The organism is Vibrio sp. 378 (assembly GCF_033339435.1).
On the sequence record NZ_JAWOUO010000001.1, the window covers coordinates 1 to 25,984 of the forward strand.

27 protein-coding genes are annotated in these 25,984 nt (G+C 44.2%); 22 read left to right on the forward strand and 5 right to left on the reverse strand.

The features are described 5' to 3' along the window. Positions 1-346 precede the first annotated feature (346 nt). The gene (locus R7Q48_RS00005) at positions 347-1,108 is read left to right on the forward strand and encodes a cytosolic protein (RefSeq protein ID WP_256903389.1); all 762 of its coding nucleotides are present in this window, start codon (positions 347-349) and stop codon (positions 1,106-1,108) included. Positions 1,109-1,211: 103 nt separating this feature from the next. Continuing rightward, positions 1,212-2,243 carry a cytosolic protein gene (locus R7Q48_RS00010; protein WP_104976326.1) on the forward strand — a complete coding sequence of 344 codons (1,032 nt, stop codon included), beginning with the start codon at positions 1,212-1,214 and terminating at the stop codon, positions 2,241-2,243. 163 nt (positions 2,244-2,406) lie between these two features. Here R7Q48_RS00010 and R7Q48_RS00015 read toward each other — a convergent pair whose 3' ends face one another. Then, the gene (locus tag R7Q48_RS00015; protein ID WP_005374274.1) at positions 2,407-2,763 is read right to left on the reverse strand and encodes a YibL family ribosome-associated protein; all 357 of its coding nucleotides are present in this window, start codon (positions 2,761-2,763) and stop codon (positions 2,407-2,409) included. 85 nt (positions 2,764-2,848) lie between these two features. Continuing rightward, on the reverse strand, positions 2,849-3,844 hold the full coding sequence (locus R7Q48_RS00020; protein ID WP_017635547.1) for a 2-hydroxyacid dehydrogenase: 996 nt from the start codon (positions 3,842-3,844) through the stop codon (positions 2,849-2,851). Between the two features lie 241 nt (positions 3,845-4,085). On the opposite strand from R7Q48_RS00020, the gene R7Q48_RS00025 reads away from it, so the two are divergent. Beyond that, positions 4,086-4,568, forward strand: a complete 483-nt coding sequence (locus R7Q48_RS00025) for a L,D-transpeptidase family protein (RefSeq protein ID WP_017819702.1) — start codon at positions 4,086-4,088, stop codon at positions 4,566-4,568. Between the two features lie 35 nt (positions 4,569-4,603). Here the strand turns inward: R7Q48_RS00025 and R7Q48_RS00030 are convergent, their stop codons facing one another. After that, positions 4,604-5,314, reverse strand: coding sequence for a glycerophosphodiester phosphodiesterase family protein (locus tag R7Q48_RS00030; protein WP_005374268.1), 711 nt, complete (start codon positions 5,312-5,314; stop codon positions 4,604-4,606). A gap of 229 nt (positions 5,315-5,543) precedes the next feature. On the opposite strand from R7Q48_RS00030, the gene R7Q48_RS00035 reads away from it, so the two are divergent. From R7Q48_RS00035 to R7Q48_RS00075, 9 genes are all read left to right on the forward strand, one after another. Beyond that, a complete protein-coding gene (locus R7Q48_RS00035; RefSeq protein WP_005386018.1) occupies positions 5,544-6,209 on the forward strand; it encodes a response regulator transcription factor in 666 nt (221 codons plus the stop codon). Then, positions 6,209-7,582 (forward strand): sensor histidine kinase, encoded by a 1,374-nt coding sequence (locus R7Q48_RS00040; protein WP_130546503.1) that lies wholly within the window; start codon positions 6,209-6,211, stop codon positions 7,580-7,582. The genes R7Q48_RS00035 and R7Q48_RS00040 overlap by 1 nt, the downstream gene beginning before the upstream one ends. Positions 7,583-7,789: 207 nt before the next feature. After that, the gene (locus tag R7Q48_RS00045) at positions 7,790-9,883 is read left to right on the forward strand and encodes a TonB-dependent siderophore receptor (protein ID WP_213871503.1); all 2,094 of its coding nucleotides are present in this window, start codon (positions 7,790-7,792) and stop codon (positions 9,881-9,883) included. Between the two features lie 74 nt (positions 9,884-9,957). Continuing rightward, on the forward strand, positions 9,958-10,725 hold the full coding sequence (locus tag R7Q48_RS00050; RefSeq protein ID WP_005374260.1) for a DUF3450 domain-containing protein: 768 nt from the start codon (positions 9,958-9,960) through the stop codon (positions 10,723-10,725). Beyond that, positions 10,726-12,093 (forward strand): MotA/TolQ/ExbB proton channel family protein, encoded by a 1,368-nt coding sequence (locus tag R7Q48_RS00055; protein ID WP_256903387.1) that lies wholly within the window; start codon positions 10,726-10,728, stop codon positions 12,091-12,093. It abuts the gene before it with no gap. After that, positions 12,093-12,647, forward strand: a complete 555-nt coding sequence (locus R7Q48_RS00060; RefSeq protein WP_256903386.1) for a MotA/TolQ/ExbB proton channel family protein — start codon at positions 12,093-12,095, stop codon at positions 12,645-12,647. The genes R7Q48_RS00055 and R7Q48_RS00060 overlap by 1 nt, the downstream gene beginning before the upstream one ends. Next, positions 12,644-13,048 (forward strand): ExbD/TolR family protein, encoded by a 405-nt coding sequence (locus R7Q48_RS00065; protein ID WP_005374257.1) that lies wholly within the window; start codon positions 12,644-12,646, stop codon positions 13,046-13,048. Before R7Q48_RS00060 ends, R7Q48_RS00065 begins: the two co-directional genes overlap by 4 nt. Then, positions 13,048-13,668 (forward strand): energy transducer TonB, encoded by a 621-nt coding sequence (locus R7Q48_RS00070; protein ID WP_005374256.1) that lies wholly within the window; start codon positions 13,048-13,050, stop codon positions 13,666-13,668. Before R7Q48_RS00065 ends, R7Q48_RS00070 begins: the two co-directional genes overlap by 1 nt. Further along, complete coding sequence (locus R7Q48_RS00075) at positions 13,665-14,837, forward strand: hypothetical protein (protein ID WP_318132086.1); 1,173 nt, start codon at positions 13,665-13,667, stop codon at positions 14,835-14,837. Before R7Q48_RS00070 ends, R7Q48_RS00075 begins: the two co-directional genes overlap by 4 nt. Positions 14,838-14,904: 67 nt before the next feature. Here the strand turns inward: R7Q48_RS00075 and R7Q48_RS00080 are convergent, their stop codons facing one another. Continuing rightward, on the reverse strand, positions 14,905-15,393 hold the full coding sequence (locus tag R7Q48_RS00080) for a hypothetical protein (RefSeq protein WP_256903384.1): 489 nt from the start codon (positions 15,391-15,393) through the stop codon (positions 14,905-14,907). Between the two features lie 380 nt (positions 15,394-15,773). Here R7Q48_RS00080 and R7Q48_RS00085 point away from each other — a divergent pair, with 380 nt between their 5' ends. The 10 genes from R7Q48_RS00085 to R7Q48_RS00130 all read left to right on the forward strand — a co-directional run bounded on the left by R7Q48_RS00085 (position 15,774) and on the right by R7Q48_RS00130 (position 23,430). Next, complete coding sequence (locus tag R7Q48_RS00085; protein ID WP_005374254.1) at positions 15,774-16,403, forward strand: PepSY-associated TM helix domain-containing protein; 630 nt, start codon at positions 15,774-15,776, stop codon at positions 16,401-16,403. Between the two features lie 21 nt (positions 16,404-16,424). Continuing rightward, positions 16,425-16,964: a DUF2271 domain-containing protein gene (locus tag R7Q48_RS00090; RefSeq protein WP_213969640.1), complete on the forward strand. Its 540-nt coding sequence runs from the start codon at positions 16,425-16,427 to the stop codon at positions 16,962-16,964. A 15-nt stretch (positions 16,965-16,979) separates the two neighbouring features. Further along, complete coding sequence (locus R7Q48_RS00095; RefSeq protein ID WP_005374252.1) at positions 16,980-17,810, forward strand: DUF4198 domain-containing protein; 831 nt, start codon at positions 16,980-16,982, stop codon at positions 17,808-17,810. Between the two features lie 42 nt (positions 17,811-17,852). Further along, positions 17,853-18,173 (forward strand): hypothetical protein, encoded by a 321-nt coding sequence (locus tag R7Q48_RS00100; protein WP_005374251.1) that lies wholly within the window; start codon positions 17,853-17,855, stop codon positions 18,171-18,173. Next, a complete protein-coding gene (locus R7Q48_RS00105; RefSeq protein WP_033906233.1) occupies positions 18,170-18,721 on the forward strand; it encodes a DUF6162 family protein in 552 nt (183 codons plus the stop codon). Before R7Q48_RS00100 ends, R7Q48_RS00105 begins: the two co-directional genes overlap by 4 nt. Positions 18,722-18,743: 22 nt before the next feature. After that, positions 18,744-19,670 (forward strand): metal ABC transporter solute-binding protein, Zn/Mn family, encoded by a 927-nt coding sequence (locus R7Q48_RS00110; protein ID WP_005374249.1) that lies wholly within the window; start codon positions 18,744-18,746, stop codon positions 19,668-19,670. Further along, complete coding sequence (locus tag R7Q48_RS00115; protein WP_318132087.1) at positions 19,670-20,398, forward strand: metal ABC transporter ATP-binding protein; 729 nt, start codon at positions 19,670-19,672, stop codon at positions 20,396-20,398. The genes R7Q48_RS00110 and R7Q48_RS00115 overlap by 1 nt, the downstream gene beginning before the upstream one ends. Continuing rightward, a complete protein-coding gene (locus R7Q48_RS00120) occupies positions 20,398-21,273 on the forward strand; it encodes a metal ABC transporter permease (RefSeq protein ID WP_005393560.1) in 876 nt (291 codons plus the stop codon). Before R7Q48_RS00115 ends, R7Q48_RS00120 begins: the two co-directional genes overlap by 1 nt. 22 nt (positions 21,274-21,295) lie before the next feature. Then, on the forward strand, positions 21,296-22,165 hold the full coding sequence (locus R7Q48_RS00125; protein ID WP_318132088.1) for a metal ABC transporter solute-binding protein, Zn/Mn family: 870 nt from the start codon (positions 21,296-21,298) through the stop codon (positions 22,163-22,165). A 215-nt stretch (positions 22,166-22,380) separates the two neighbouring features. Further along, complete coding sequence (locus R7Q48_RS00130; protein WP_005374238.1) at positions 22,381-23,430, forward strand: porin; 1,050 nt, start codon at positions 22,381-22,383, stop codon at positions 23,428-23,430. Positions 23,431-23,648: 218 nt separating this feature from the next. On the opposite strand, the gene R7Q48_RS00135 is transcribed toward R7Q48_RS00130, so the two are convergent. Further along, entirely contained in the window at positions 23,649-25,814 is a 2,166-nt protein-coding gene (locus tag R7Q48_RS00135; protein WP_082245213.1) for a S9 family peptidase, read from the reverse strand. Positions 25,815-25,984 lie beyond the last annotated feature (170 nt).

Below are 25,984 nucleotides of genomic sequence, written 5' to 3' on the forward strand. Positions count from 1 at the left end.
GAAAGCACCGGTCTTGAAAACCGGCATACGTTAATAGCGTATCTAGGGTTCAAATCCCTATCTCTCCGCCACTTTTAAAAAAACCGCTGTTCTTACAGCGGTTTTTTTGTATCTGCTGTTTTTTAACCGCTGTTATCGAAACTTCTAATTGGTTTTTCTCTAGCTCTTTCTTCAAGTTTTTGCGTACCTACTTTGGGTTTAGTTTACGCAGTAATACCTTCAATCGAAGACATTTCCATACGCCATTTGGGCTTCAAATAGAGCTTTTTTAAGTCTCAACGTGGGATGCTTAAACGCATTTTGATAGAGTTCCAGTCTAAATACTGCGGATGCACTTGGAGAAAAAATGAAGCTACTTTACTGGTTAGATGAATGGCAAGCTCTTACTCAGCAAGAACAAGAGATGGCTTTACCTATCTCTGGCTACGATTTACTTGATGATGTATTTGTGAAGTATGAACTCGTCGATCTTAACAAGCCATTGTTATTCACATTTTCTCCTTCTGGTACTGATGTGCAGGTACAAGACTTAACTCCGGATTTTTCTCCTTGGGGCTACGAGCTCGGAATACAACAAAAAGTAAACATTATTGCCTTTCAACATTTAGGACAAAGTAATTGGTTCCGTAGTCGGAATTTGATTTTCTTTCTGGAGCAGCTATCTGAGTTGCTTCATCCCTTCAAATGTCGTTTGGGTTATGGGCAAAGTCGAGGTGGCTTTGCAATTGGCGCGTTCGCTAACTTGCTGAAACTAGAACATCTTTTGTTGTTTTATCCTGTTAGCACAAAAAATAAAGCGTTAGTGCCTTGGGATGATCGGCCGAGTACTGAGCTTGCTCAGCAGTTTGCTTGGGAAAGCGGCTATCATGATAGAGATTTGGGCAATGCCAAAGGTTATATTATTTATGACCCATCCAATCGCATTGATCGTCTTCATGCTGAACGTTATCCCGAGCTTACCCATTTAAAAGTTGTCGGTATGGGACACGGCACTCAATTCGCACAATTAGATAAATTAGAATTTTTTAATCTGGTGGCGCAGGAGTTTGTTCGCCATCAAACCTTAGATATTGACCAATTTAATAAGCAAATTCACGCTTTGTTTTAAAAGAGGACTGATATCAGAGTCCCCTGTAACCAGGGGGAGATGATCACACACTAAAAACTAGATTTTTAACACAATTGCTAGGCGCAATTTAGATGGAGGATTAATGAAGTTACTGTACTGGTTGGATGAATGGCTGGTTCTTTCTCGTGAAGAACAGCAAACCAGGCTACCGATGTCCGGGGAGGACTTACTTGATGATGTATTTGTTAAGTATGAGTTTGTCGACCGCAATAAACCGTTGTTGTTCACCTTTTCCCCTGCTGGTACGAATCTACAAGTACAGGACTTACACTCAGACTTTGCGCCTTGGGGTTATCGCTTAGCCCAGAAACAAAAAGTAAATATTATTTCATTTCAGCATCTTGGGAAAAGTAACTGGTTTCGCAGCCGTAATTTGATTTTCTTTCTAGAGCAGCTATCAACTTTACTTGAGCCTTTTGAATGTCGTTTAGGTTATGGGCTTAGCCGCGGTGGTTTTGCTATTGGTGCCTTTTCTAATCTATTAAAGTTGGATCAAGTATTGATGTTTCACCCGGTCAGCACAAAAAACAAAGTGCTGGTGCCATGGGATGATAGGTCAAGTACTGAACTTGCCCAACAATTTGATTGGGAAGGAAAGTATCACGACCTCGACCTTGGCGATGCAAAAGGCTATATCATTTATGATCCAACTAATGAAATCGACCGCCTTCACGCCAAACGCTACCCAGAGCTCACTCACTTGAGAGTCTTTGGGATGGGACATGGTACCCACGCGACGTATTTGAATAAATTCGGTTTTTATAAGCAAGTGGCCGTAGACTTTATACGTTATCAGAAGATAGATATAGCGCAGTTTCGTCATCAGACCAAAACGCTGCGCTTAAAAGAAGATTACTATAAGTGCCTTAACAAGGCGAATGCGAGTTCACAGCATCGTTTAAACTTACTGAGTACCGCTCATAATGTACTAATTGAAGAAAAGAAAGAACATGTGAAAGAGCATCAAGCGCAAATCGATATTCAGCCACTTGTTGATATTGCACTTAAGCATGAGTATGACAACCCGCAAGATGCAGTACAGCTTTTGGAAGTCGCTCAGCAGTTGGTTCCGAATGATCCCGTTGTGGAGCACAAGTTGCAGCAACTGTCGTAACGTTGAGATGTAATGCGGACGATATTGGTCGAAATAGGTCAGTGGCTTTTGTCGCTGGCCTTTTTAATAGCTTATGGATTGATATTTCGATGAAATCTAATGAAGCAGTACAAAATAAAAAGCCCAAGCAAATGCTTGGGCTCAATAAATGTTAATGCGAGTTTTAAAACTCTTTTGGCGCAAAGCCTGTCATCACATCAAGGCGAAGTTCTTTACCAACTTTTGTTAATGGGTGAACGATTACTAAGCCGCGTACGCGTTTTTTCAGTTTGCCGATGTCCGCTTGTTCTGCTTTGGTGATTTCACGAGAGAAAGGCATATCAAGTAAGCTTTTACGTTCTTTGTTCAGCTCATAGTTTTGCTTGTGCTTTAACTGGTTAAGCTTTTTGGTAAGCTGTTCTACTTCATCCGTGAACTTTGTAATCATTTCGTGATCACCACGAGAACGTGCCGCATCAAGTTTACGTTGGCATGTATCTAAACGGTTGTGCAGCTTTTGAATATCAGTTTTTATGCTCATGGTAATTTGGCTCAAATTTTAAATAGTCGAGGAGTATAGCATAGCTGAGATCACACGCTCTACTATACTTCTCGATTGTCTGGCTTTAGTTAATCAGTTCATTGCCCGATACGTTACCAGAGAAAAAGGCTTCGACGTTATCAAGCGTCACAGAGGCAATATTATTCAGTGCTTCGTGAGTCAAGAATGCTTGGTGGCCAGTAAACAGCACGTTATGACAAGCCGATAAACGGCGGAAAACATCATCTACAATGACATCGTTAGATTTATCTTGGAAGAATAAGTCTTTTTCATTGTCATACACGTCTAGGCCAAGCGCACCAATCTTACCTTGTTTCAACGCTTCTATCGCCGCTAGTGAATCTAGCAACTCGCCTCGACTGGTGTTAATGATCATTACACCATCTTTCATTTGCGCGAAGGCTTTTTCGTTCAATAAGTGATAGTTTTCTTCACTCATTGGACAATGGAGAGAGATAACATCCGCATTAGCGTAGATTTCTTCAAGCGAACAGTAACGGGCTCCCATTTCTAGTGCTAATGGGTTTTCGTAGGGGTCGTAGCAAAGCAGTTCCATACCAAGCCCTTTGAAGATACGCATCGTCGCGATACCAATCTTACCCGTACCAATAACACCAACAGTTTTTCCGTAAAAGTTAAAGCCAACAAGACCCTCTAGCGAGAAGTTGGCGTCACGTGTGCGTTGGTAGGCCTTGTGAAGACGGCGGTTTAGGCACATCATTAAACCAACCGTGTGCTCTGCCACTGCTTCTGGTGAGTAAGCAGGAACTCGAACCACTTGTAAGCCTAGTTCTTTGGCTGCTTGTTGATCAACTTTATCATATCCCGCGCAGCGCATAGCAATAAGCTTGGTCCCGCCCAGAGAAAGCTGTTTAAGGACAGGAGCTGAAAGATCATCATTAACAAACGCACATACGACATCACTGCCGTGCGCCATCTTGGCTGTTTTTTCGGTTAGTCGGAAGTCGTGATAGTGAAATTCAAAATCGCGGTTATTTTTAATTTTATTAAAAGAGGCTTCGTCGTAGGATTTTGCACTAAAAAAAGCAATGTTAATCATGGTTCCCTCTCAAAAAGTGCGGACTTTATAAATAAATATGCTTATAAAGTAATGCAACTTAGCCGCAATGAATAGAGAAATCTTCTCTTTGACTTTTGTTGTATCAAACAACGATAAGAAGTACGCCTTTCAGCGAGTCTATCTTATGGTTCCGCATTAGATACTGTTTGCTTTACGAGCATTAACTGACTAGCATTATCGCTCTTTTCTTGTTCACTTTATTAGCTTAGGCGTTACAACAATGTCAGTAAAATGGTGCTCTATGTTCTTGTGTTGTGTGTTTGCTTCTGGCACTCACGCAGCTGTTGACCTCGTTAAAGTCGACAAGTCTAAGCGTCGAATGTATTTGATGGAGCAAGGAGCAGTGCTAAAAGAATACCGAATTGCTTTAGGAGCGAACCCTCAAGGACATAAACAAGAAGAGGGAGACAATCGCACACCAGAGGGCGAATACACTCTAGATTATGTTATAGAGGACTCTGCTTTTTATCGTTCTGTGCATATCAGTTACCCTGATGCGATTGATACGTTGGAAGCGAAGCGCCGAGGTGTGTCCCCTGGAGGGAACATCAAAATTCATGGCTTAAAAAACGGTGAGAGTCAGTTGCCGATTTACATCCAAAGTTTTGATTGGACTAATGGGTGTATTGCGATTACCAACGAGGAGATGGACGAATTTATCCAGCTTGTCGAGATGGGGACACCAATTCAGATTGAGTGGTAATAAAAGGTCCCCTTTAATGTTCTGGCTCTTATAGGCTATGGCATAAAGCGCTGTGGATGATCACTAAAAATACCGTCTAACTGAGGCAGGTATTTCAGTTTATTTGGATTGTTCACCGTATAGCACATCACTTTGTAACCGGCTTGTTGGAGTTTGTTTATCTGGCGAGTGCGAACCCAGTTAATGTTTAGGTTGCAGCTATAGGCACTAACTTCTTCCAAAAGGCGTTTATCTTTTCTCGTAAAGAATTCACTTAACACACCCAATCGGTAGCCACTGCAGTATTTGTGCATCGCTCTAATGACGTCATGACTAAAGCTCGATAGGAGTACATTCTCTTGCGGCATTGGACTTTTTGTTAACGCATTGGCGAGAGTCTGCGCCACTTCTTCCGCTGGATGGTTGTCTACTTTAACTTCGATATTCAAGTTAAGCTTATTCTCAGTAGCTAAAGTGAGCAGTTCATCTAGTGTCACGATCTTCTCGCCTGAAAAGTCTGTGCTAAACCAACTACCGAAATCTAATGCTTTTAACTCTTCCAGGGTGAGCTCATCAACACGCCCTTGTCCATTGCTGCATCGATTGACGGTATGATCATGGCAAACCACTAAAACATTATCTTTGGTAGGCTGTATATCCACTTCCACCCACTTCAACCCCAGGTCAATGGCTGCCTGAATGCTTATTTTTGTATTCTCAGGGTATGAACCTGCCACGCCACGGTGACCAATTAATAACGTTTCCATTCGCTTTATCTTTTGCTTTGCGGTTGCCAGATTGTACTCGTTTTTTCTATGAAGATATATCTAGGTGCATATTGTTAGGAACCTTTAGTAAAAGTGAACATTAAACTCTAATGGCACGTTGTTGCTTCTTGGACTGAGTCCTGTGGACTTAAAGCATTAGAGTGTTAGTTGTTTAATTGGTAAATGAGTAATAAAATGCGAACCATTTTTATTTGAATGGTGAGTGGTAATGTCACGAGTTTTGATAGTCGATGATGACGTTCCTTTGTGTGAGCTGTTAGAAGCGGTTTTGCAAGAGGAGGGCTACATCGTCTCTTCTGTGCATTGCGGTGAAAGTGCGCTGCAATATATGGAAAAAACGCCTGTAGATCTTGTATTGCTTGATGTCATGTTACCAAACCTTAACGGCATGCAAGTTGCTCGTAGGATCTGTCAGCGCTTCGCGACACCTATTCTAATGCTTACCGCTCTCAACGATGAAAACTCGATGCTTGATGGTTACCAAGCGGGGGCCGATCAGTATATCGGAAAGCCTTTTAATGTCGCTGAGCTTCTAATGCGCATCAAAGCGATTCTTCGTCGTGTTGGCTTAGAACGTCAGCGTCAGACGATGTGTAGTACCGTTCAAACGATCAGTGACCAGCTTAATAGCTTACCCCTCACAAGTACGGAAGCTGAACTATTGAGCTACTTGGTAAAAAACCAAGGAGTCGTGATTTCAAAAGCAGAGCTTCAAACCGAAGTGTTAAAGAAAGAGCTGAGTCCTTTTGATCGCAACCTTGATATGCACATCAGTAACATACGTCGCAAGTTAGTTGAAGCGGGGCTTTCCAAGCAACATATCAAAACCTTCCGTGGCAAAGGTTACAGTTATTTAGAGGCTGTAAACCGTTAATGAAGCTCCGGTGTCCACCTTTTATTGCAAAACGTAAAGACAGCTTAGCGTTCAAGTTATTTAGTTGTATGACCGCAATTGTCATTAGCATTTTGGTCGTGCAATCCTTAGCGGAACAAGCTCTGGTGAAAGCCATGTTGAAAGTGCCCGATAGTGTGCGAGAAGAAATGCTAGACCTTGCACATCAAGCCAATGTATTGATTGAGCACGGAGACATGGACGAACTTGCTGACTGGGCAAATGCGCAAAACTTTTATTTATTTGTGTTGAATGAACATCAGCAACCAGTTACGCACCGTCTGATGCATCCGCACTTCGAGTTCAAACTTCAATTTAAGAGAAGCATTGATGATCAACTTGAGGGGAAAGTGAATCGCCCCATCATCAATATTCCTTTAGTTCATGGCAATACTTTAGTGATTCAATTGCCACATCGACTGCACCCTGCAAATGACTTCATTCTGTATTTCTCTATTCTCAAAGTCGTGATTGCAGTGGTTATTTTGGCGCTCTTTTCGCTGCTAATGGCACGTAACTTACAGCAACCATTGGATCGATTGAGAGAAGCAAGCAAAAAGCTATCTAATGGCGATTTTAATGTCAGTGTCGTGAAAGAGCTGAAGTCGAGCACGCGTGAGTTTAACGAGTTAGCGCAAGATTTCGATCACATGACGCAACAGATTCATTCTCTCGCTGAAAAGCAGCGACTGCTTATAAGAGATGTCTCTCACGAATTGAGAACACCGTTAGCGAGGCAGAACTTGGTTCTGCATCTTTTGCGAAAGCGTGTTGGAGAAAGTGAGCAAAGTCTAGTGGCAAGGTTAGAAGATGAAGCAAAAGAGCTAAACCATTTGATCAGCGATATATTGGAGTTCAGTCGCTTGGAAAATGCGCGCTTCGACAAAGCCACGAAACGCTGTGATTTAGAAGTTTTGCTCTCCCCGCAAGTAGAGCGTTGCAAAATAGATTTGAAGTCAGAACAGACGTTGTCTTTCCGCTCAGAAGCTGTATGTGCTAAAGCCATTTGTGAAGAAACGCTGGTCATTCGTTGTTTGAACAATCTTATTGGTAATGCCATTAAATATTCAGGACAAGCATCTCAGATAGAAGTTTCTCTGGAAAATTATGTCAAAGAAGGGCAGCAGTTCACCACCATGTCAGTATCTGATGATGGGCCTGGTATTCCAGAGAACAAGCTGGTCGATATTTTTGATCCGTTTACACGCTTAGATGCTTCTAGAGATAAAAAGCTTGGTGGCTACGGTTTAGGTCTTGCGATTGTCAAAGAATCCATGCGTATTATGGGTGGAGCAGTCACGGCGAAAAACCGTGAGCAAGGTGGTTTGAGGGTTACTTTAGTGTTCAAGCAATAAGTATGATTAAGTCGTAATTTTTGTGACTAACATCACATTATCATGGCGCATCATCAGAGAGTACTTTACAAAAGTTTGCAAATGCAAAGAATGTAAATTTAATGCAAATGGTAATACTTATCACTTATATTCACCCGCGAAATAATTGAGAGGGAATCGCATTCAACAAGTATGTGACCCGAAAAATAATAATCGGAGTGAAAGGATATGTTTACTAAGAGCCATTTGGCGTTAGTGATCGGTGCAGTGTTAGCAACACCTGCAGTGGCGGAAGTTCAAACAGACGAACATGTAGTTGTAGAAGGTCGAGAGTTCGGCTACAAGGCAGATACAAACAGTACAGCAATGCGCATGGAAATGACGCAGCTGGAAACGCCGGGACAAGTAGCGGTTATCGATGAAACGGTAATTGATGAGCAGCGTGCAAGTACACTTGGTGAAGTGCTACGTAACGATGCAAGTGTTAGCGCGGGTGGTACAAGCCGTAACCGCGAACGTTTCTCTCTACGTGGTTTTGAACTTAGCAGTTCAGACGGTTTTCTTCGTGATGGTCGTCAACACTGGTCACACTATCGTCAGCCAATTGAGCTTTTAGAGCGTGTTGAAGTGCTTAAAGGTCCATCAGGTCTGCTATACGGTAAATCTGAGCCGGGTGGTTTGGTAAACATGGTTTCGAAAAAACCAACAACTCAAACACAAGCAAGTTTGAGTCAAGATCTAGGTTCGAATGATCACTCACGCACTGTGCTTGATGTGAGTGGCGCGCTAAATGATGCAGAGACACTGCGAGCGCGCGCAATTTTTGCCAAAGAAAGCTACGGCTCTTGGCGCAGGTACGGTGATGGCACTGAGCCTAAAACAGATCGTACGGTAGCTGGCCTAGTGGTTGAGTACGATATCACCGACAACTTTATGGTATCGGCTCATTACGATCGCACGAAAGACGATGGTAGCGTGGACTCTGGCGCATACATTGTTGATGGCAAAGCGGTTCGCGGTGATAAGTACATTTGGGATGCGCAGTGGTCTGAAATTGATAACGAAGTAGAAAACTACGGTGTCGATATTAATGCGCAAGTCACGGATAACGTGAACGTAAAAGCAGGTTACAACCGCCAAGACTTTAAGCGTTTTGATGTAGAGTCTTACCCTAAGTTTGATCAGTATGAAGAGTTAAATACGATTAAGCATCGAGGCAACGATCGCTCCGATAATTGGGTATTTGATACTGCATATATAGATGTGACGACGGACTTTACTTTGTTCGGTACGGAAAACACGTTGTTAGTGGGCGCTAACTACTTAGATTACAGTTATGATCGCTTTATGGCATTTCATAATGAGGCGAGTATTGCGCCAGGAGAAACGGTGCCTAAGCCTAGCTATCGTAGTTCGAAGAAATCACCAACTGCTGAGTACGATACTTGGGGTATCTACGCGCAAAATATGATGACGATTAATGATTACTGGCAAGTGCTTGCAGGTGTTCGTTATGACGAAAAGCGTGATGATGAACTGACCGAAAACCAGGTTTCTCCAAAATTTGGTGTCATTTTCCACCCATCGACGAATGGCTCGGTTTACGTTCAGTATTCTGAAAGCTTCATGCCTCAAGGTGAAGTCAGCAACGGTAGTCGTACCTACATCAATGAAGGTGAGAAACTCGACGCTGAGCGTGGTATCTCTTATGAAATCGGTACGAAGTGGGAACTGTTTGATCAGCGTTTATTTGTATCTGGTGCTGTGTTTGATATCACGTTAGAGAACATTTCGCTGGATGTTGAAAGCGGCAAAGACGCGGGCGGCAATCTCCTACACAAGAAAACGCAAGGTGGTGAGCAAGTTCACAAAGGCGCTGAGTTAATGGCTCAAGGTTTTGTGACCCCAGAGTTGTCGCTAACCGCTTCTGCAATGTATTTGGATGCAGAGCTTAAGAAGGCAGAAAGATATGAAGGTAACCGCCCTGTAGACGTGCCAGAGTTCTCGGCAAGTCTATGGTCTAGCTACAAGGTTCAAGACAACACTAACTTAAACCTTGGTTTGATTTATGAAGGTGATCGCTACGGTGATGCAAAGAACACCTTCAAGAAAGATGGCTACGCTCGCGTTGATATGGGTGTGTCATACAAACATAAGTACGATGAAAACTTGGATATTATTGCTCGATTCAATGTCGAAAACTTATTCGATACCGACTACTTCGCAGGTGGTGGTAGCACGAATGGCGAGCAAAAAGGTGCGAGTGGGGTTGTGGTTGGAGAAAGCCGCAACTACATGGCAACAATCCAGTTCAAGTACTGATAACAATTTGATTATTAAAGGGGAAGGGTAGTCTTCCCCTTTGGTCGTTTTTGGAACACAGAAATATAACTCGTATGAATCTAATGAAATCAAGTATCGCTCTGTTGATATCATCGGTTTTGATTCCCGCTCACGCGGCGAACTTAAACGATGCACAAGCTGTGCAGAGTAAAACAAACCAGTCGTCGGCGGTAAGCCAAAAACGTATTGATGCAAGCGCAGAAAAATCACTTACTCTAGAAGCTGAAATTGAGCAGCTGCAAGAGGAAGTCGGTAACTTGAAGATTTATCGCGATCATCTTGCAAGCCTTGTTGAAAGTCAAAATCAAGAAGTTGATAGCTTGAACGAGCAAATTGAGCAGATTGCTCAAACTCGTCAAGGTGTCGTGCCTTTGATGTATCACATGCTTGAGGGCTTAAAAGTGCTCGTCGCTAACGACAAGCCTATACGCAAAGCGCAACGTGAGGAGCGAATTGCAAAGCTGGATTCCATGATGACGCGTGCAGACGTTGCGGATGCAGAGAAGTTTCGTCGTATTTTAGAAGCGTACCAAATTGAAATGGATTACGGCACCAAGCTTGGCGTTTACCAAGGCAAGATTAACCTGGGTGACAATGAAGCTGTGGAGGCGGACATTCTCTATTTAGGGCGCTTGTCTTTGGTAGCGCGTAGCTTATCTGGTGACACATTTTGGAGCTGGTCACAGCAACAACAAGCATGGCAACAAGTGGGTTCTGAGCAAAAATCAGAGCTAGACAAAGCGTTCGCTATGGCGAATAAACAGATCGCGCCGAGCATGTTAACTCTGCCAGTGTCGTTAACCGCTGCGGAGGGCAAATAAATGATGAAAAAATGGTTATCGGTTGCATTAATCTCGACAGCCGCATTAATGCCTCATACAACTCTTGCTAGTGATGCGTTGTTACAAAAGGCGCAGCAAGAAAATCGTCAACAGCAATCGCACAATGTCGCGCGTGAATCAGGTTTTAAGCAAACAGAGCAAGAGCTACAGGCTATAAAGAATAAATTGGTGGCAGAGCGGGCTGCTCTTCAAGCAGAAGCGGACTCATTAAGTGTTACCTTCGGTGAAAATGAAGCAGAACTGGCACAGCTAGAAGAAAAGTTGCGTCTAGAAACCGGGAGCCTAGGTGAGTTATTTGGCGTCGTTCGCCAGAACGCAAAAGAGCTAGAGTCTGAGCTAAAAAGCTCAGTAACCGGTGTCGATGCAAACTCATATCAGAAAGATATCGATGCTATTGTTGCGGCTAAATCACTGCCAACGTTGACCCAACTTCAGGCGATGTGGCGCAGCATGGAAGAACAAATCAAAGCAAGCGGTGAAATGGCAAACGTCTCTTTCACACTGCTAAATGGCGAAGGTCGTGAACAAACGGTTAGTGGTGTTCGTCTTGGTTCTATGGCGCTGCTGGATGAGACTGGCTACGTTAAGTGGAATGGTCAACGCGGAGATGCGGTAAACTATCTTCGTCAGCCTGAAAGCGGTCCAACAGCGAATACTATTTCCTCTGGTGACATTGATGCGCTTGTCATTGATCCGTCACGCGGCATTCTTCTTGAGCAGCTCGCAAACTCACCGACTTTGGCTGATCGCCTAAATGCAGGCGGCGTTGTCGGTAAAATCATCCTTGGTTTATTGGCTATCGGCCTATTGATTGCGCTCGTACGTGGTGCATCACTGATGATTTCGCGCCAGAAAATCATGAAGCAGCTGAAAACCCCAGCTCAGCCAGGAAACAACCCTTTGGGTCGCGTGCTTGCGGTATACCAGAAAGACAAGCATCGCAGCGTAGAAGCGTTAGAACTACGTCTTTTGGAAGCTGTTGTTGATGAGCAAACCCACCTAGAAAAAGGGTTGTCGATGCTTAAGCTTCTTGCTGCTCTAGCTCCTATGCTTGGCCTACTAGGCACGGTAACGGGTATGATCGAAACCTTCCAAGTCATCACTCAATTTGGTAATGGTGATCCGAAAGTAATGGCGGGTGGCATTTCGATGGCACTTGTGACTACCGTACTTGGCCTTGTTTCAGCCATGCCTTTGTTATTAGCGCACAACGTATTGAGCTCTCAAGCAGAAAATATTCGCAGTATCTTAGAAAAACAAGGCATCGGTTTAGTTGCAGAACAAGCTGAGCGTGATATGCCGAGTAACAAAAGCCATTCTAACACCTTAGCGGAGAACGCAGCGTAATGGAGCAGCTCCTACTCAGCACATTGGGTTTGATCAGTGAGGATTGGGCCACAACCTTGATGAGCTTTATGCAGCAAGGTGGTCAAATCCTATGGTGGCTGGCCGCTGTCGTGGCGGTGTGCTGGCTGTTGGTTATGGAGCGAGTTATTTATCTCACAACGGTTTTCCCTGGGGTAAAAAAACAGCTTTGTGAGCAGTGGCAAGCAAGATCAGAGCACCACTCTTGGTACGCGCATCAAATCCGTGAAGGATGGATTGCAAAAGCGCAAATCGAACTGCGCCAAAACCTATCGACTATTAAGCTACTTGTGGCGGTTTGCCCAATGCTAGGGTTGTTAGGGACGGTGACAGGCATGATTACGGTGTTTGACGTAATGGCATCGCAAGGCAGCAGCAATCCGAAATTGATGGCTTCTGGTATCTCACTTGCTACGCTGCCAACCATGGCAGGTATGGTAGCAGCGCTTGCGGGCATGTTTATTCATGCTCGCCTTAGCAAAGTGTGTGAACGAAAAGCTATCCAGTTAGAACAATCTTTAAGGAGTCAAAAGTGAGACTCGGACGCAGACCTAACCAACAAGATGAAGCTCAAGTCGATTTAACCTCGATGCTTGATATCGTCTTCATCATGTTGATCTTCTTCATTGTGACCAGTTCGTTTGTACGTGAATCCGGTGTAGAAGTGAATCGCCCTCAGGCTTCTAATGTAGTAAGCCAAAAAGATGCGGGCATTTTTATCGCAGTAACGGCAGCGAATGATGTGTACATCGACAAACGAGTGGTTGATATTGAGCGTGTTGAGGCCTCTATTGAGCACCTGTTACTTGATCAGCCTGATGCCTCGTTAGTTATCCAAGCTGACGAGCATGCTTACAATGGCACTGTCGTGAAAGTGATGGACGCTGCAAAGGCGGCGGGTGTGAAGAACATTGCATTGGCGGCGGAGAAACCTTAATGGGCAGGCTGTTACTTGCACTACCAGCATCACTGTTAATTTCTGTGAGCTTGTTTAGCTTTATGGCGTGGATGGTTGATAAAGGCAACCAGCGTGCACCAGAAGCTTCAGAAGCCGTTCGTTTTGATATGGTGATGGTAGAGAATGAAGCAGACGTGCAGCGTCGTCAACGTTCAGTGCCGGAGCAACCAGAACCACCTCAAGCGCCGGAGCCAATGGATCTGTCTCAAGCTGACACTCAAATGGAACCAATGAGTCAGATGACGCCAGTCAGTGCTTTAGGTTTAAACACAGCCCTTGAAGGCATCGCGATTAGCGCCCCAAACTTGAAGGGAACAATGGGCAACCAGCAAGCACTGCCGTTGTATCGTGTTGATCCTCGCTATCCAAGTAAGGCGCTGAAACGTAGAGTGGAAGGTTATGTCATTATGCGTTTCACGATCGATGCAACTGGACGACCAAAAGATATTGAAGTGATCGAGGCTGAGCCCGAGCGCATGTTTGAAAGAGAAGCAATCCGTGCGCTTAAAAAATGGAAGTATCAGCCAAAAGTTGAGGATGGTGTGTCAATTGAGCAGTTCGGACAAACCGCTAAAGTGGAGTTCAAGTTAGCCAAATGATGAAAAAATTCTTAATCGGTACGGTATTAAGCCTGAGTGCACTCTCAACCATTGCCAGTGAGTTAAGCCAATACACCGCAGCGAGAGTTCAACGAGCACACAACTTGGCTCAAGAAGAGAAACTGAAAGAAGCGATTTCATCTCTTGAAGCTATGGAGCTTTCTCGTGGATATGACCAAGTTTATGTCGCTCGAATGTTGGGTATTTTTTACTGGCAGAATGAGCAAACTCAAGCGGCGATTAAGCAACTTGAGTTGGCAGTCAATAGTGGTTTGCTACAAGATGAGCAATCATGGCAAACCCGAAAAATGTTGGCTGATATACTGCTGAACGAGCAACGTTTTTCTAAGGCGTTACCTCATTACTATGCCTTGAGCAAAAACATTCCTAAAGGTCAAAAAGCGCATGAGCTATGGCTACGTATTTCCCAATCTCATTATCAACTGAGTCAGTGGCAAAAAGTGCTTTCAGCAATGGCTCGTTATGAGAAGTTTGGTCAGCCAGACAAGCTTGGCGCATTGTCGATAAAGCTTTCTGCTGAGCTAGAACTGAAAAAGTGGAAGCCGGCAATCTCGACCATCAAACGCTTAATCGTGATTGAACCTGAGCGAATTGAATGGTGGCGTCAGCTTGTTGCTCTATACCTACGGGTTGATGACAACAAACGTGCCCTAGACTTTTTGGCGTTGGCAAAACTGAAAGGGTTACAACTTAGCCAAGATGACTTAAAGCTGCTGGCACAATTGTACGCGAAACGAGGTATTCCTGAGAGAGCTGCGTTGGTGATGAGCGAGCTAGAGGATGTAAACTCGAATAGTAAGCTAAAAGCTCAGCAAGCAACGTATTGGCAAATGGCAAAAGAGTGGGAAGAGTCTATTGATAGCTGGCGTATTGCAGCTCAGCTAGATAGGCGGTATTACTGGAACTATTCTCAACTGTTGGTGCAAGAAGGCCATTATAAAGATGCCATTGCCGCGCTCGATAAGGTCAGAGGTCGTAAAGCGGATGTTGCACTTATCAAAACTCGCGCTTACTACAAACTTAAGCGGTTTGACGATGCGCTCGCTAATGCCAAAAGAGCGAATGAGATTAAGCCATCGAATCAGGCAAAAAGTTGGGTTAAGTATCTATCTCAGCTACGCAAAGTAGAATCGACGCAGAACTCATAGCGAACATTTTTATTAAATACCCGAGCTCAGTCTCGGGTATTTTTTTGTCTAAAGTCATAAAGGCTATTTATTGTATGAGCTTTTCATAAAAAGCTAATGCATCAAATGGTCGGGAGAAAAAAGGGCTTTTCTCTATATATTCTTGATGTACCTTGCTCAGTGTTTCAAACTTTTCTCTCGATGTAGGTTCGATATGAAAAGTTAGGCTTTCAGTCGATTCTACAAGCTTTAATGTTGAGGTTCTTGAAGCGTTATTTTTTGCTATTAATAGATAATATGCTAGCTCTTGCTTCTCTTTTAATACACAAGCCTCAAAAGCTTTCTCGCTTAAAAACGGCAGAACAGGAGTTAATGCTTCTATATGCTTCTTTGAATACTCTAGGGTTTGTTTGTCAGGTGTATTCTGGTCTGCCATAGATTCGCACAGCTTTATCCTAGCACCATAATTATCGATAGATTGGCTTACGTTGTTAAACAAACTGGCTTCAAACTTTTCACTTGCGAAAGTGACACTTGAGAAAAGTGATAAGAGAATTATTCCAACATTCTTGTTCATATTTTTCCTTCTGAACTACACCATAACGTTTGGCTAGCATCAGAAAATCTTCTCTATCTAACCCTACACTAACTTCTTAGCTTACCTTTTTTATCTAGTTTATGGGTAGCTTTTAAGCTTTTCATTAAATATACATAAAGGCGCATTTTGGTGGAGTCTATCCCACTTTTTAGTATTGGAAATATCATTAAATTTTGAGTCATTAAAATTGATAGGGTTATTATCTAGAGGGTAGGCAATCGGTAACTCACATTGGCGCAAATAGTTACAACATGCGCCAGCCAAGCTGAATTGAAAAAAGTAAACAATGTAAATTAAATGCCAATACGAATGATTATCACCTAAATTATGACCCACATTTATTGGTGATGATTGTTTCTATGTTGCTTAAAAGCAAAGGTGTTCAAACTTGGGCTCGCCGCCTACATATCTATATTTCGATGGCTCTTCTCTTAGTTACGCTGTTTTTTGCAGTAACTGGTATTACCCTCAATCGCCCCGAATTGTTTGAACGCAGTGAACCTATCATTCAACAACATACTCTGACGGTTCCGCACTCAGTTCTATTCTCACATTCAGATACCTTTCAACCTAATCGTGAAGGGCTGGTGGCTTTCTTGACTAAAGAAACCGAGCTTCGCGGTACTCCCTCCGCACTAGATGTGTATACCGAAGTTGAGCAAGGTGAGTTGTTACTCGGAGAGCTTTCTATGGATTTTAAAGGCCCGGGTTATAACGCTACGGTCTTTATTGATATGACTACTGGTGCAGCAGACGTCGAAACGACGCACTACGGTATTGTTGCGCTGCTGAACGATCTACATAAAGGACGCAACAGTGGTGGGATTTGGAAGTGGTTTATCGACGTCACTGCGCTTTTGATGGTGTTTTTTGTTCTTACAGGCGTGTGCTTGTTACTGCCTAAGAAGAAGACGCTCAGAACGTCAATGCAATGGATGAGCTTTGGTACGTTACTGTCGCTCGTAATTTATTTTGTTGCTGTTCCATAACAGCTTTTTTAGAGAACACTTATGTTGAACACAGGAAGATTTTTCCGCCGTAATCACTTTTGTAAAGCCGCTTTGATCGCGGCTTTTGCTCCTTTCTCTCTTTCCGCGGCGCCTCTACCAGATAACGCGAAGGTCGACTTCGAACTCGAACTTCCAAAGATAGATACCTCAATGTATGCACGCCCTTATGTGGCGGTTTGGGTTGAAAACGATCAGCGTAAACCGGTTAAAACCATTCAGTTATGGGTAGGGAAAGACGAATGGTTAAAAGATCTACGCAGCTGGTGGAGAAAAGCGGGTCGTTATGATCGTGAACTTGTTGATGCGGTGACTTCTGCAACACGTCCTGCTGGTCAATACCGCTTTGTCTGGGATGGAACCAATGACGCAGGGGAGCGTTTGAAACAAGGAAATTACACGTTGTACGTCGAAGTCGTTCGTGAACACGGTGGGCGAAACTACTTACGTCAAAAAATAACGCTAGCGGACAGTGACGTGCGCTATGAGCTTAAACCAACACAAGAGACGGGTGTCATCACCGTCAATTATCAAGTTAAGTGATTAAAGGACACAACAATGAAAACCAAAATGAAAGCAGTGGCATTGGCGAGTGTAATGGCAATGGGATTGGCTGTAACCACCACCGCGCAAGCACATCCACGTTGGGTTCTGCCCTCTCACTTTACGGTTTCTAAAGAAGGCGGTGACTGGCTGACATTTGATGTTACTGCTTCTCACGGAACGTTTGTTTTTGACAAGCCAGCGGGTAGTGACCAAGCGTTCGTGGTGATGCCGGATGGCCGTTCTGAGCGTCCTAACTTTGTTGTTCGTGGCAAACGTCGTTCTATGTTTGATTTCTTTTTTACGGAAGAAGGCACGCACAAAGTCGCGATCAATAATCAGCCGAGCTACTACACCCAATACAAAGCGGGTCGTCGTGATACGGTGAAATGGGCGCGAGCAAACAAAGCTGAGCGTGGTGACGTGCTTCCTGAGCAAGCGCGTGATGTGGTTACTCAACTAAGTTACACCCGAGCAGAAAGCTACATTACGGTTGGTATGCCAACGGACAAAGCGTTGGAGATTGAAGGCAAAATGCTGGAAATGAAACCGATCACGCATCCATCGGACATCATTGAAGGTGAGCCTGTGACTTTCCAGTTTTTCTTTAACGGAGAGCCACAAGAGGGCGTTACTGCTGAGATTACACGTGAAGGTACTATGTACCGAAACCATCAAGAACAAATCGATGTGGTGAGCGATAAAGATGGCAAAGTGATCTTCACGCCAGAAGTCGCCGGGCGCTACTTAATGAAAGCGAACTACAAAGGTGAATTAAAAGATAATCCATTGGCGGATAAAGCGAGTGCCAATGTTCATCTTACGTTTGAAACTCAACTTAACTAATCGAATTAGGCTCAGCAATTGCTGGGCCATTTTGGAATTATCATGAATAACACTTCTCTTCTAAAAGCGGTTTTGCTTTTTTCTGGATTTGCGTCCTTTCACGCTGCTGCACATTTTCCTCTGATGAGCTGTCACTTGGCGCAAGATAAAGTGATTTGTGAAGCGGGCTACTCGGATGGATCGACAGCGGTCGACTACGATGTCGAAATGTACGATTACGACGACAATCTGATCGCCAAAGAAAAAACAGATAAGCGTTCCATCGCAGAATTTACTCACCCTGAAACAGATTTCTATTTGGTATTTGATGCCGGACATGAAAGCCCGGTGGAAGTGGATATCGTTGAGCTGAAAGAGAAATGAGTGTACAGAAAGTTCGCCCTGATGATGGTAACCGAGAAGGAAAGTGGGTCGCACTGACAATCGCAGCAATTCTCAGTTCAGCAGCCATACTTATGCCCTACCATCAGGTCGCGACTGAAAAGCCAGACATGCAGTCTCATCAAGTGTTAATCACGGATTTACATCAAAATGAGTTGGGGTTGATCGCTGAGCTTAAGCTCGCTCATGAAGAGATTCGTGATTTGCAGTTAGATACCGGAACTTGGCCTGAGATCTCTGATATGGAGGTGCTTTGGATTGCTCCGTTCGTGAAAGACCAAAACTGGAAGCGTAAAGGTTCTCATCAGTGGCAACGAATTGATGACGGTGTCTACATTGGCGTGAAGACCAGTGCCCAAGGCTCTGCTTCCATGCTGTTGGATAGCCGCAGTTCTCAAGCTGATATTTGGTTTAATGATTCTAGCCGTTCGTTAAATGTGGAGGGACTAAGCGATCTAGCTAAACGCCACGATTTCGGGTGGAAACAAATCATTCTGTCAGACTCTTCTTCCCACTCTCACGCCCATTAAGACAACATAATTGATAAGTACTATGATCAAACGCTCTCTTTTACGTCGTATTCTTACAGCCACCGCGTTATTGACGGTGTCTTCTACTGGCTTTGCTGCCGATAAACTCAGTATTGGTATTACGCTTCAACCTTATTACAGCTATGTTAAAGCCGTTGTTGGTGAGAAGGCGGACATCGTTCCTTTGGTTGATGCTGGTTTTAATCCTCACAACTATTTGCCACAACCTAATGATCTTAAGCGCTTAAATGAAATGGACGTAATAGTGATCAATGGTATTGGTCATGACGATTTTGCACTGAAAGTGATCAAGGCTTCTCAGCGTGATGATCTCGTGGTTATCGAAGCGAACAAAGAAGTGCCTTTATTGCCTGCTATGGGGCAGTCTGTTGGTCAAGGAGCAGTGAACCCTCACACCTTTGTCGGTTTATCAACAACCATTCAAAAGGTTTACACCATCGCGAGTGAGCTAAGCCAATTGGACCCAGACAATGCTACGTTCTATCGCCAAAATGCTCGTAAATACGCGAAAACATTTCGCCTGATGAAGCGTGATGCAATGTTGTCTCTTGGTGAGTTGGACACGGCTGGTATGAAGGTGGCGACAACCCACAATGCTTACGGATATATCCTTCAGGAGTTTGGTGTTGACGTTGCCGCTGTCATTGAGCCTGCTCATGGTGTAGAACCAAGTGCAAGTCAGCTACAGGAAACGATAGAGAAAATTCGTGAATCGGGCATTGATGTTCTGTTTTATGAGCTCAATATGCCGAATCGCTTTGTTGATACCATCGAAGAGGCGACTGGGGTGCAGCTTTATCGCTTTTCTCACATGACTCACGGTGAGTATGAGGCCGATAAAGTCGAGGTTGAGATGCGAGATAATGTGGAAACACTAATCGAAGCCATGAAATTTGTGGCGAGTAAGCGAGCAGGGGAAAAGGCGTAATGACTGGACCTTCCGTTTCCTTAAGTAACGTGGGCCTAAAATACGCCGACAATATCATTTTGCAGAACATCAGCGTCGAATTCGAGAACGCGAAATGTCACGTGATTATGGGACCGAACGGCGGTGGTAAAACCTCTTTGCTTCGTTCGGTACTTGGACTCACGCCATTTTCGGGAAACATAGCGCTCAATTGGCCAGAACCATCAGCTGCATCGGGGAAGATAGGGTATGTGCCACAAAAAGCGATGTTTGAAGCAAGCCTCCCGTTAACCGTGATGGATTTTGTACTGCTTAACCAAACTCGTATCCCTCTATTTTGGCGACGTAAAACGAAACAAACTCAACATGCCCTGGCCCAGCTGGATCGCGTGGGTATGGCAACGCGTAGCGACCGTCGTATGGGGCAACTCTCTGGCGGTGAGCAACAGCGTGTTTTGTTTGCGCAAGCTTTACTGGATGAGCCCAATTTATTGGTTTTAGACGAACCTACAACTGGCATGGATGAGCAAGGTGTTCGATATCTTGAAGGTTTGATTCATGAAATCGTTGGAGAAGGCAAAACGGTGCTGGCAGTACATCATGACGTGACCGCAGTGCGCCGTTTAGATGCGCAGGTCCATGTCGTAAATCGTCAAATTGTGGCGTCAGGGCACCATTCAGATGTGCTAAGTCCTGATCGTATAGAAACATTATTCAAGCACTACACGGCAAAAGTGGAGGCGGCATAATGGATTGGTTGCGAGAGTTAGCGGTTAGCGGCGTTGAAGCTGGATGGTTAAGCGATAGCTTTTCTTATGCTTTCATGGTGAACGCAATTGTAGCAGCGCTGATATTAGGACCATTACTTGGTGGTCTTGGGACATTAGTCATCGCCAAGCGACTGGCTTTTTTCTCTGAAGCGGTTGGGCACGCTGCGCTTACCGGAATCGCGATTGGTGTGTTGCTCGGTGAGCCGCCAGAGAATCCGATCATCGGATTGTTTAGCTTTTGTATGATTTTTGCGCTGTTGCTTCACTTTGTTCGTAATCGTACGAATGTACCTTACGACACACTGGTTGGGGTTTTTCTTGCACTAGCGTTAGCGGTTGGTGCTGCGCTGTTAATGTACGTTGCTCGCAAGATCAACATTCACATGTTGGAGAACGTGTTGTTTGGCTCGATCTTGACTGTGACGGACAACGATATCCTTATTTTAGCGATCAGTTGTTTGATCATATTACTGCTTCTTATTCCAACGTTTAACCGCATTTTGCTAACTTGTATCAGCCCGGATATTGCACGTGTACGCGGCTTTAATACCAGCTTTTATGATTACTTATTTGTCATGATGATCACCTTGGTCACCATCGCCGCGGTAAAGATTATTGGTGCGGTATTGGTTGGTGCATTGCTACTGATTCCTGGTGCAACGGCTAGGTTATTGACTAAACGCATGGGCAGTTTCGTTCTCCTTTCTTCTTTATTGGCAACCATTGCGTGTTTAGTAGGAACCATACTGCCGATGGAGCTTGAGCTACCAGTGCCATCAGGCGCATCCATCATCATTGTTTCTGCGGCATTTTTCCTAACAGCAACGGTTTACCGAATTATCCAAAAAGCGTAACCCTTTTTATAAAGTAATGAACATGAAGATAAAAAAATTAGCGATAACTTATGGTTTGGTTATAGCGACAACACTTCCATCGTTGGCAAGCGCCAAAGACATTTTAACCAGCACTCCCGTCACGTACATGTTGTCTGAGCAACTCATGAAAGGTACAGGGATAGAGACTCAGTATCTGCCTCCAAAGCGTTACGGCGTTGAGCGTCTTGAGAACTGGTTCGCAAATAAAGGTACAGAGCAAGTTAAGCAAGCGGGTCAAGTCGCGACGGTTGCTATTACTCTTGGTGCGATTTGGAAACAAGACCCGACTTATGTTTACGCTCGACAGGGCAACATTCACTTGATTGAAATCGATGCATCGCAGGCCATTTCTCCTAGAGCTCAAGGAGTTGCAGTACTGACATTGGAAAACGGGTCAACATCGAAGTACGCATGGCTGAACCCTACAAACTTAATCCGAATGGCGGGCATTGTTGGAGAGGATCTACAACGTGTATATCCTGAACACCAAAAGGCGATTCAAACGAATCAACAGGCTCTTATGCTCAATGTGCGTGAACTGATCAACCAACAACAGGCAGAGATCTTCGATAAAGGCATCGATTCAGTGGTACTGATGAGTGAGTCATTAGAGGACTTTGCCTCTGGCAACCAATTGTTTGTGGTTGGGCGCGAATTTAAGCCGGAACTTGAGTGGACAGAAGAAGACAAATTATTTTTAAAAGCTCAGTTTGAACAAGATAAAACGCTATGGTTAGTGACGGATAAACGACCGTCGAAAACCTTGACATCGCTTATTAAACCGAGCCGCATACTGCAAATTGATGTTATTGACCGCTGGGGCAGTAACGGTATCAAAACTGAGAAGCCACTCGCACGTTGGGAGATGTGACACGTAAAAAGCCACAGATTTTATGATGGGGAATGAAAAGTTCCCTATTTTTTTGTGATTAAGTTCAAAATGTGAGCATTGATACCACTGGTTGCATAAGAAAGTATTTGTTTCATTTCTATTTCATTACTACTTTGTTATGTGTTCGTTGCGATTGATTCGGATTTAATCTGTTTCTAAGCGAACCGGTACAAACAACTATACGGATGTTAACAATGAAAATGAAAACTCTAGCCGTTGCAGTGGCGGCACTAGCATGTGGTTCACAGGCCTTCGCAGCAGAAGTTTACAACAGCGACGGTACATCTTTATCGATCGGCGGTCACGTTTCAGTTGGCGTGGGTGAGTATTTCGAAGAAGAAGTAAAAGTTCACCAAGTGTCTCCACGTATCAATGTTGCGGGCAAGAAAGACATTGGCAACGGTATCACTATCGACGCTAAAGGCGAATGGGCACTTAACTACCTAAATGGTGGTAGCCAGTCGTTTTCAACTCGTTTGGGCTACATCGGCGCGACCCACCAGCAGTTTGGCCGTTTAGTGGGAGGTACACAGTGGTCTCCGTACTACGATGTCGCTGGCGTTGCGGATCTACCAATCGCGTTCGCGAACGACTTTTTGTACGACAATCACAACAATCTAGGTACTGGTCGTGCTGAAAAAATGATCAGCTACCGTAAAAGCTTTGAGTTTGGCGAAGGTTTTGCTTTCAACCTAGGTCTTGGTTGGCAAGGTGAAAATGATGATAGAGGCCTATCATTACAACAAAACCCTAACACAGGTCTTCCAGAATACGTTTCTAAAGGCAGCAAGTATGACCAACGTGGTCAAATCGCACTGAGCGGCTCTGTAGCTGGCTTTGGTCTAGGCTACGTATACAGCGGCGGTGATGTTGAGAATTCTGGTCTAGGTACTAAAACTGCTGAATCACACCTTGTTTCTGTAAATTACGGTGAGTATGGCTCTGGTCTGTACGCAGCTGTTGTATACGGCATGAACGAATACTTCTACGAGATGCGTGAAGAAACTACTCAGATTGAGGGCCTACTAGCGTACGGAGTCAACAATTGGACGTTCAGCGTTAACTACGAAGGTGTAGAAGACGACAAAGACAACAAGACAGTTTCAAGCGAAACTGCGCTACAAGCAGAGTACGCAGTAACTCCTGCATTCGTTACTTTCGCTGGTTACCAGTTTGACCTAGGTAACGACTACAACAATGAAGAGAACGACTACTGGACTCTAGGTGCTCGTTACTACTTCTAATAAATAGGCCAGTTTCTACTGCCTAAACACATTTATTGTGTTAACGCCTACTCGTTGTGAGTAGGCGTTTTTCTTTCTGCTTTCCTTTGGCTATAAGAGACGCTGGTCGTTCTGTGCTTAGGTAACCCCACTCCTTGTTTAGAGAGTGCGTCTATAAAAAATGCCCGCAACTTGCGGGCATTTTTGTTGTTAGAAGAGATGCAGTTCTATTAATACGCTTATTTTTTATCGAGTAAATCGAGGAAGAAGGCATACTCTAGCGCATCTTCTTTTAAGCGCTTAAATCGACCAGATGCGCCGCCGTGTCCGGCTTCCATATCGGTTTTGAACAACAAGACGTTATCGTCTGTCTTCATTTCACGAAGTTTGGCGACCCACTTCATTGGTTCAAAGTACTGTACTTGAGAGTCGTGCAAGCCAGTCGTTACCAACATGTTCGGGTAGTTTTGCGCCTTGATGTTGTCGTAAGGCGAGTAACTCAACATATAGTCATAGTATGTTTTGTTATTTGGGTTACCCCATTCATCATACTCATTGGTGGTCAATGGAATTGATTCATCGAGCATAGTGGTTACCACGTCCACAAACGGAACATGTGCACCGATACCGCGGTACAGTTCTGGTGCTTGGTTGATGATAGCCCCCATTAAGAGACCTCCTGCAGAGCCACCAACAGCGAAGACTTTATCTTTCGCGCCGTAGCCTTGTTCAACCAAACCTTTAGTCACATCAATAAAGTCGTTGAATGTGTTTTGCTTGGTTAGTTTTTTACCGTCTTCATACCAAGGGCGGCCAAGCATTTCAGATCCACGAATATGAGCAATGGCGTAAACAAAGCCGCGATCCAACAGACTCAAACGTGTCGAGCGGAAAGTTGGCTCAATGGTTGCGCCATAAGATCCATAACCATATTGGTAGAGTGGATTCGTACCATCTTTCTTAAATAAGTCTTTACGATACACCAAAGAAACGGGTACTTCTTTACCGTCACGGGCTGTGACCATGATGCGTTCTGATTGGTAATTGTTAGGATTAAAATCACCAAGTACAGGTGTTTGCTTCATGACTTCTGACCCGCCCGTTTTTAGATCGAAATCGTAGTAGGTTCCTGGAGTGGTTAAACTGCTGTAATAAATACGAACTTTCTCGTTATCCAGCTCTAGGTTACCTGTCAAATAGGCAGCAAACGCATCGTCATTAAATGTGAGGGGGAATTCTTTTCCTGTTGAAAGCTGACGTACAGTGACGCTTGCTAGGCCGTTAGAGCGCTGCTCATAGACGATGTGATCATCGAATAACTCGAAGTCGACAAGTTGAGTGTTGTTGTCTGCCGCAATCACATCTTGCCATTTAGAGCGGTCATGCATGTCATTTTGATGAACTTTCATCAAACGGAAGTTGACGGCTTGATAGTTAGTATAAATGTAGTACCAATCGCCTAGCTTAGAAATACTGTATTCAATGCCATCTTCACGAGGATAGAACGGTTTCGCCTTTGCTTTAGGGTTGTTCGCATCAATAATAGAGACCCCACTGGTTTCTGTACTCGAATGCCAGATATAAATATCTTCGCCATCTTTGCTTTTGCTTAGTGAGGTGTAATAGGCGCTGTCGGTTTCCTCAAAAATCAGCTCATCGCTGCTTTGTGGTGTGCCCAATACATGACGATAAACTTGGTAGCCCAATAAGGTCTGTGGATCTTTTTTGATGTAGTAAAAGGCGTTGTTATCGTTCTGCCATGCGACAGCGCTTGAGGCCCCTTCGATTTCATCTTGTAGGTAATTGCCTGTTGTCAGGTCTTTGATCTTAAGGGTGTACACGCGGCGGCTTAATGTATCTTCGCCATACGCCAATAAGTTTTCATTCGGACTAACGTATAGGCCGCCGATACTGAAAAATTCATGTTCTTTTGCAAGTTCATTGACATCTAAAATGATTTGTTTGTCTTTGCCTGCAAAGTCTTTAGCTCGCAAATGGACTTCGTACTCGTTATCTCCGGTCACTTCACTGGAGTAGAAGTAGTTGCCTTTACGAACCGGTACTGAGTTGTCGTCTTTTGCGATGCGCCCTTTAATTTCTTCAAATAGCGTATCTTGAAGTGTTTCAGTGTGCTTTAGAACGGTTTCTGCGTACTGATTTTCTTTCTCTAGGTGCTGTAAAATTTCAGGGTCTTTACGTTCGTCGTCACGCATCCAGTAGTAGTTATCAACGCGGGTATCGCCATGAATAGTCATCGAGTGAGGGACTTTTTTCGCAACCGGAGCTTGAGTTTGTTGAGCAACGATCTGTGTTTGGGAGTATTGAGTCATGCTGGGGATTCCTTGATTGCTGCATCCGGCGACAAGCGCGACCGAGACGGCCAACGTAGTTAAAGTGAAACGCATCTGATTTTATCCTTATTGTACACCCAAGTGGCCTCATCCTGAGGGCTGGGCTTTCATTTTGTTAGTGGTTTTCAGTTGTCCATTCTTTGTTATGGGGTATGCCGAAAAAGTGAGAATCCTCAATATTTTCGAGTTGGCTTCTCAATTTGAAGGAAGCTGAAAACACATTG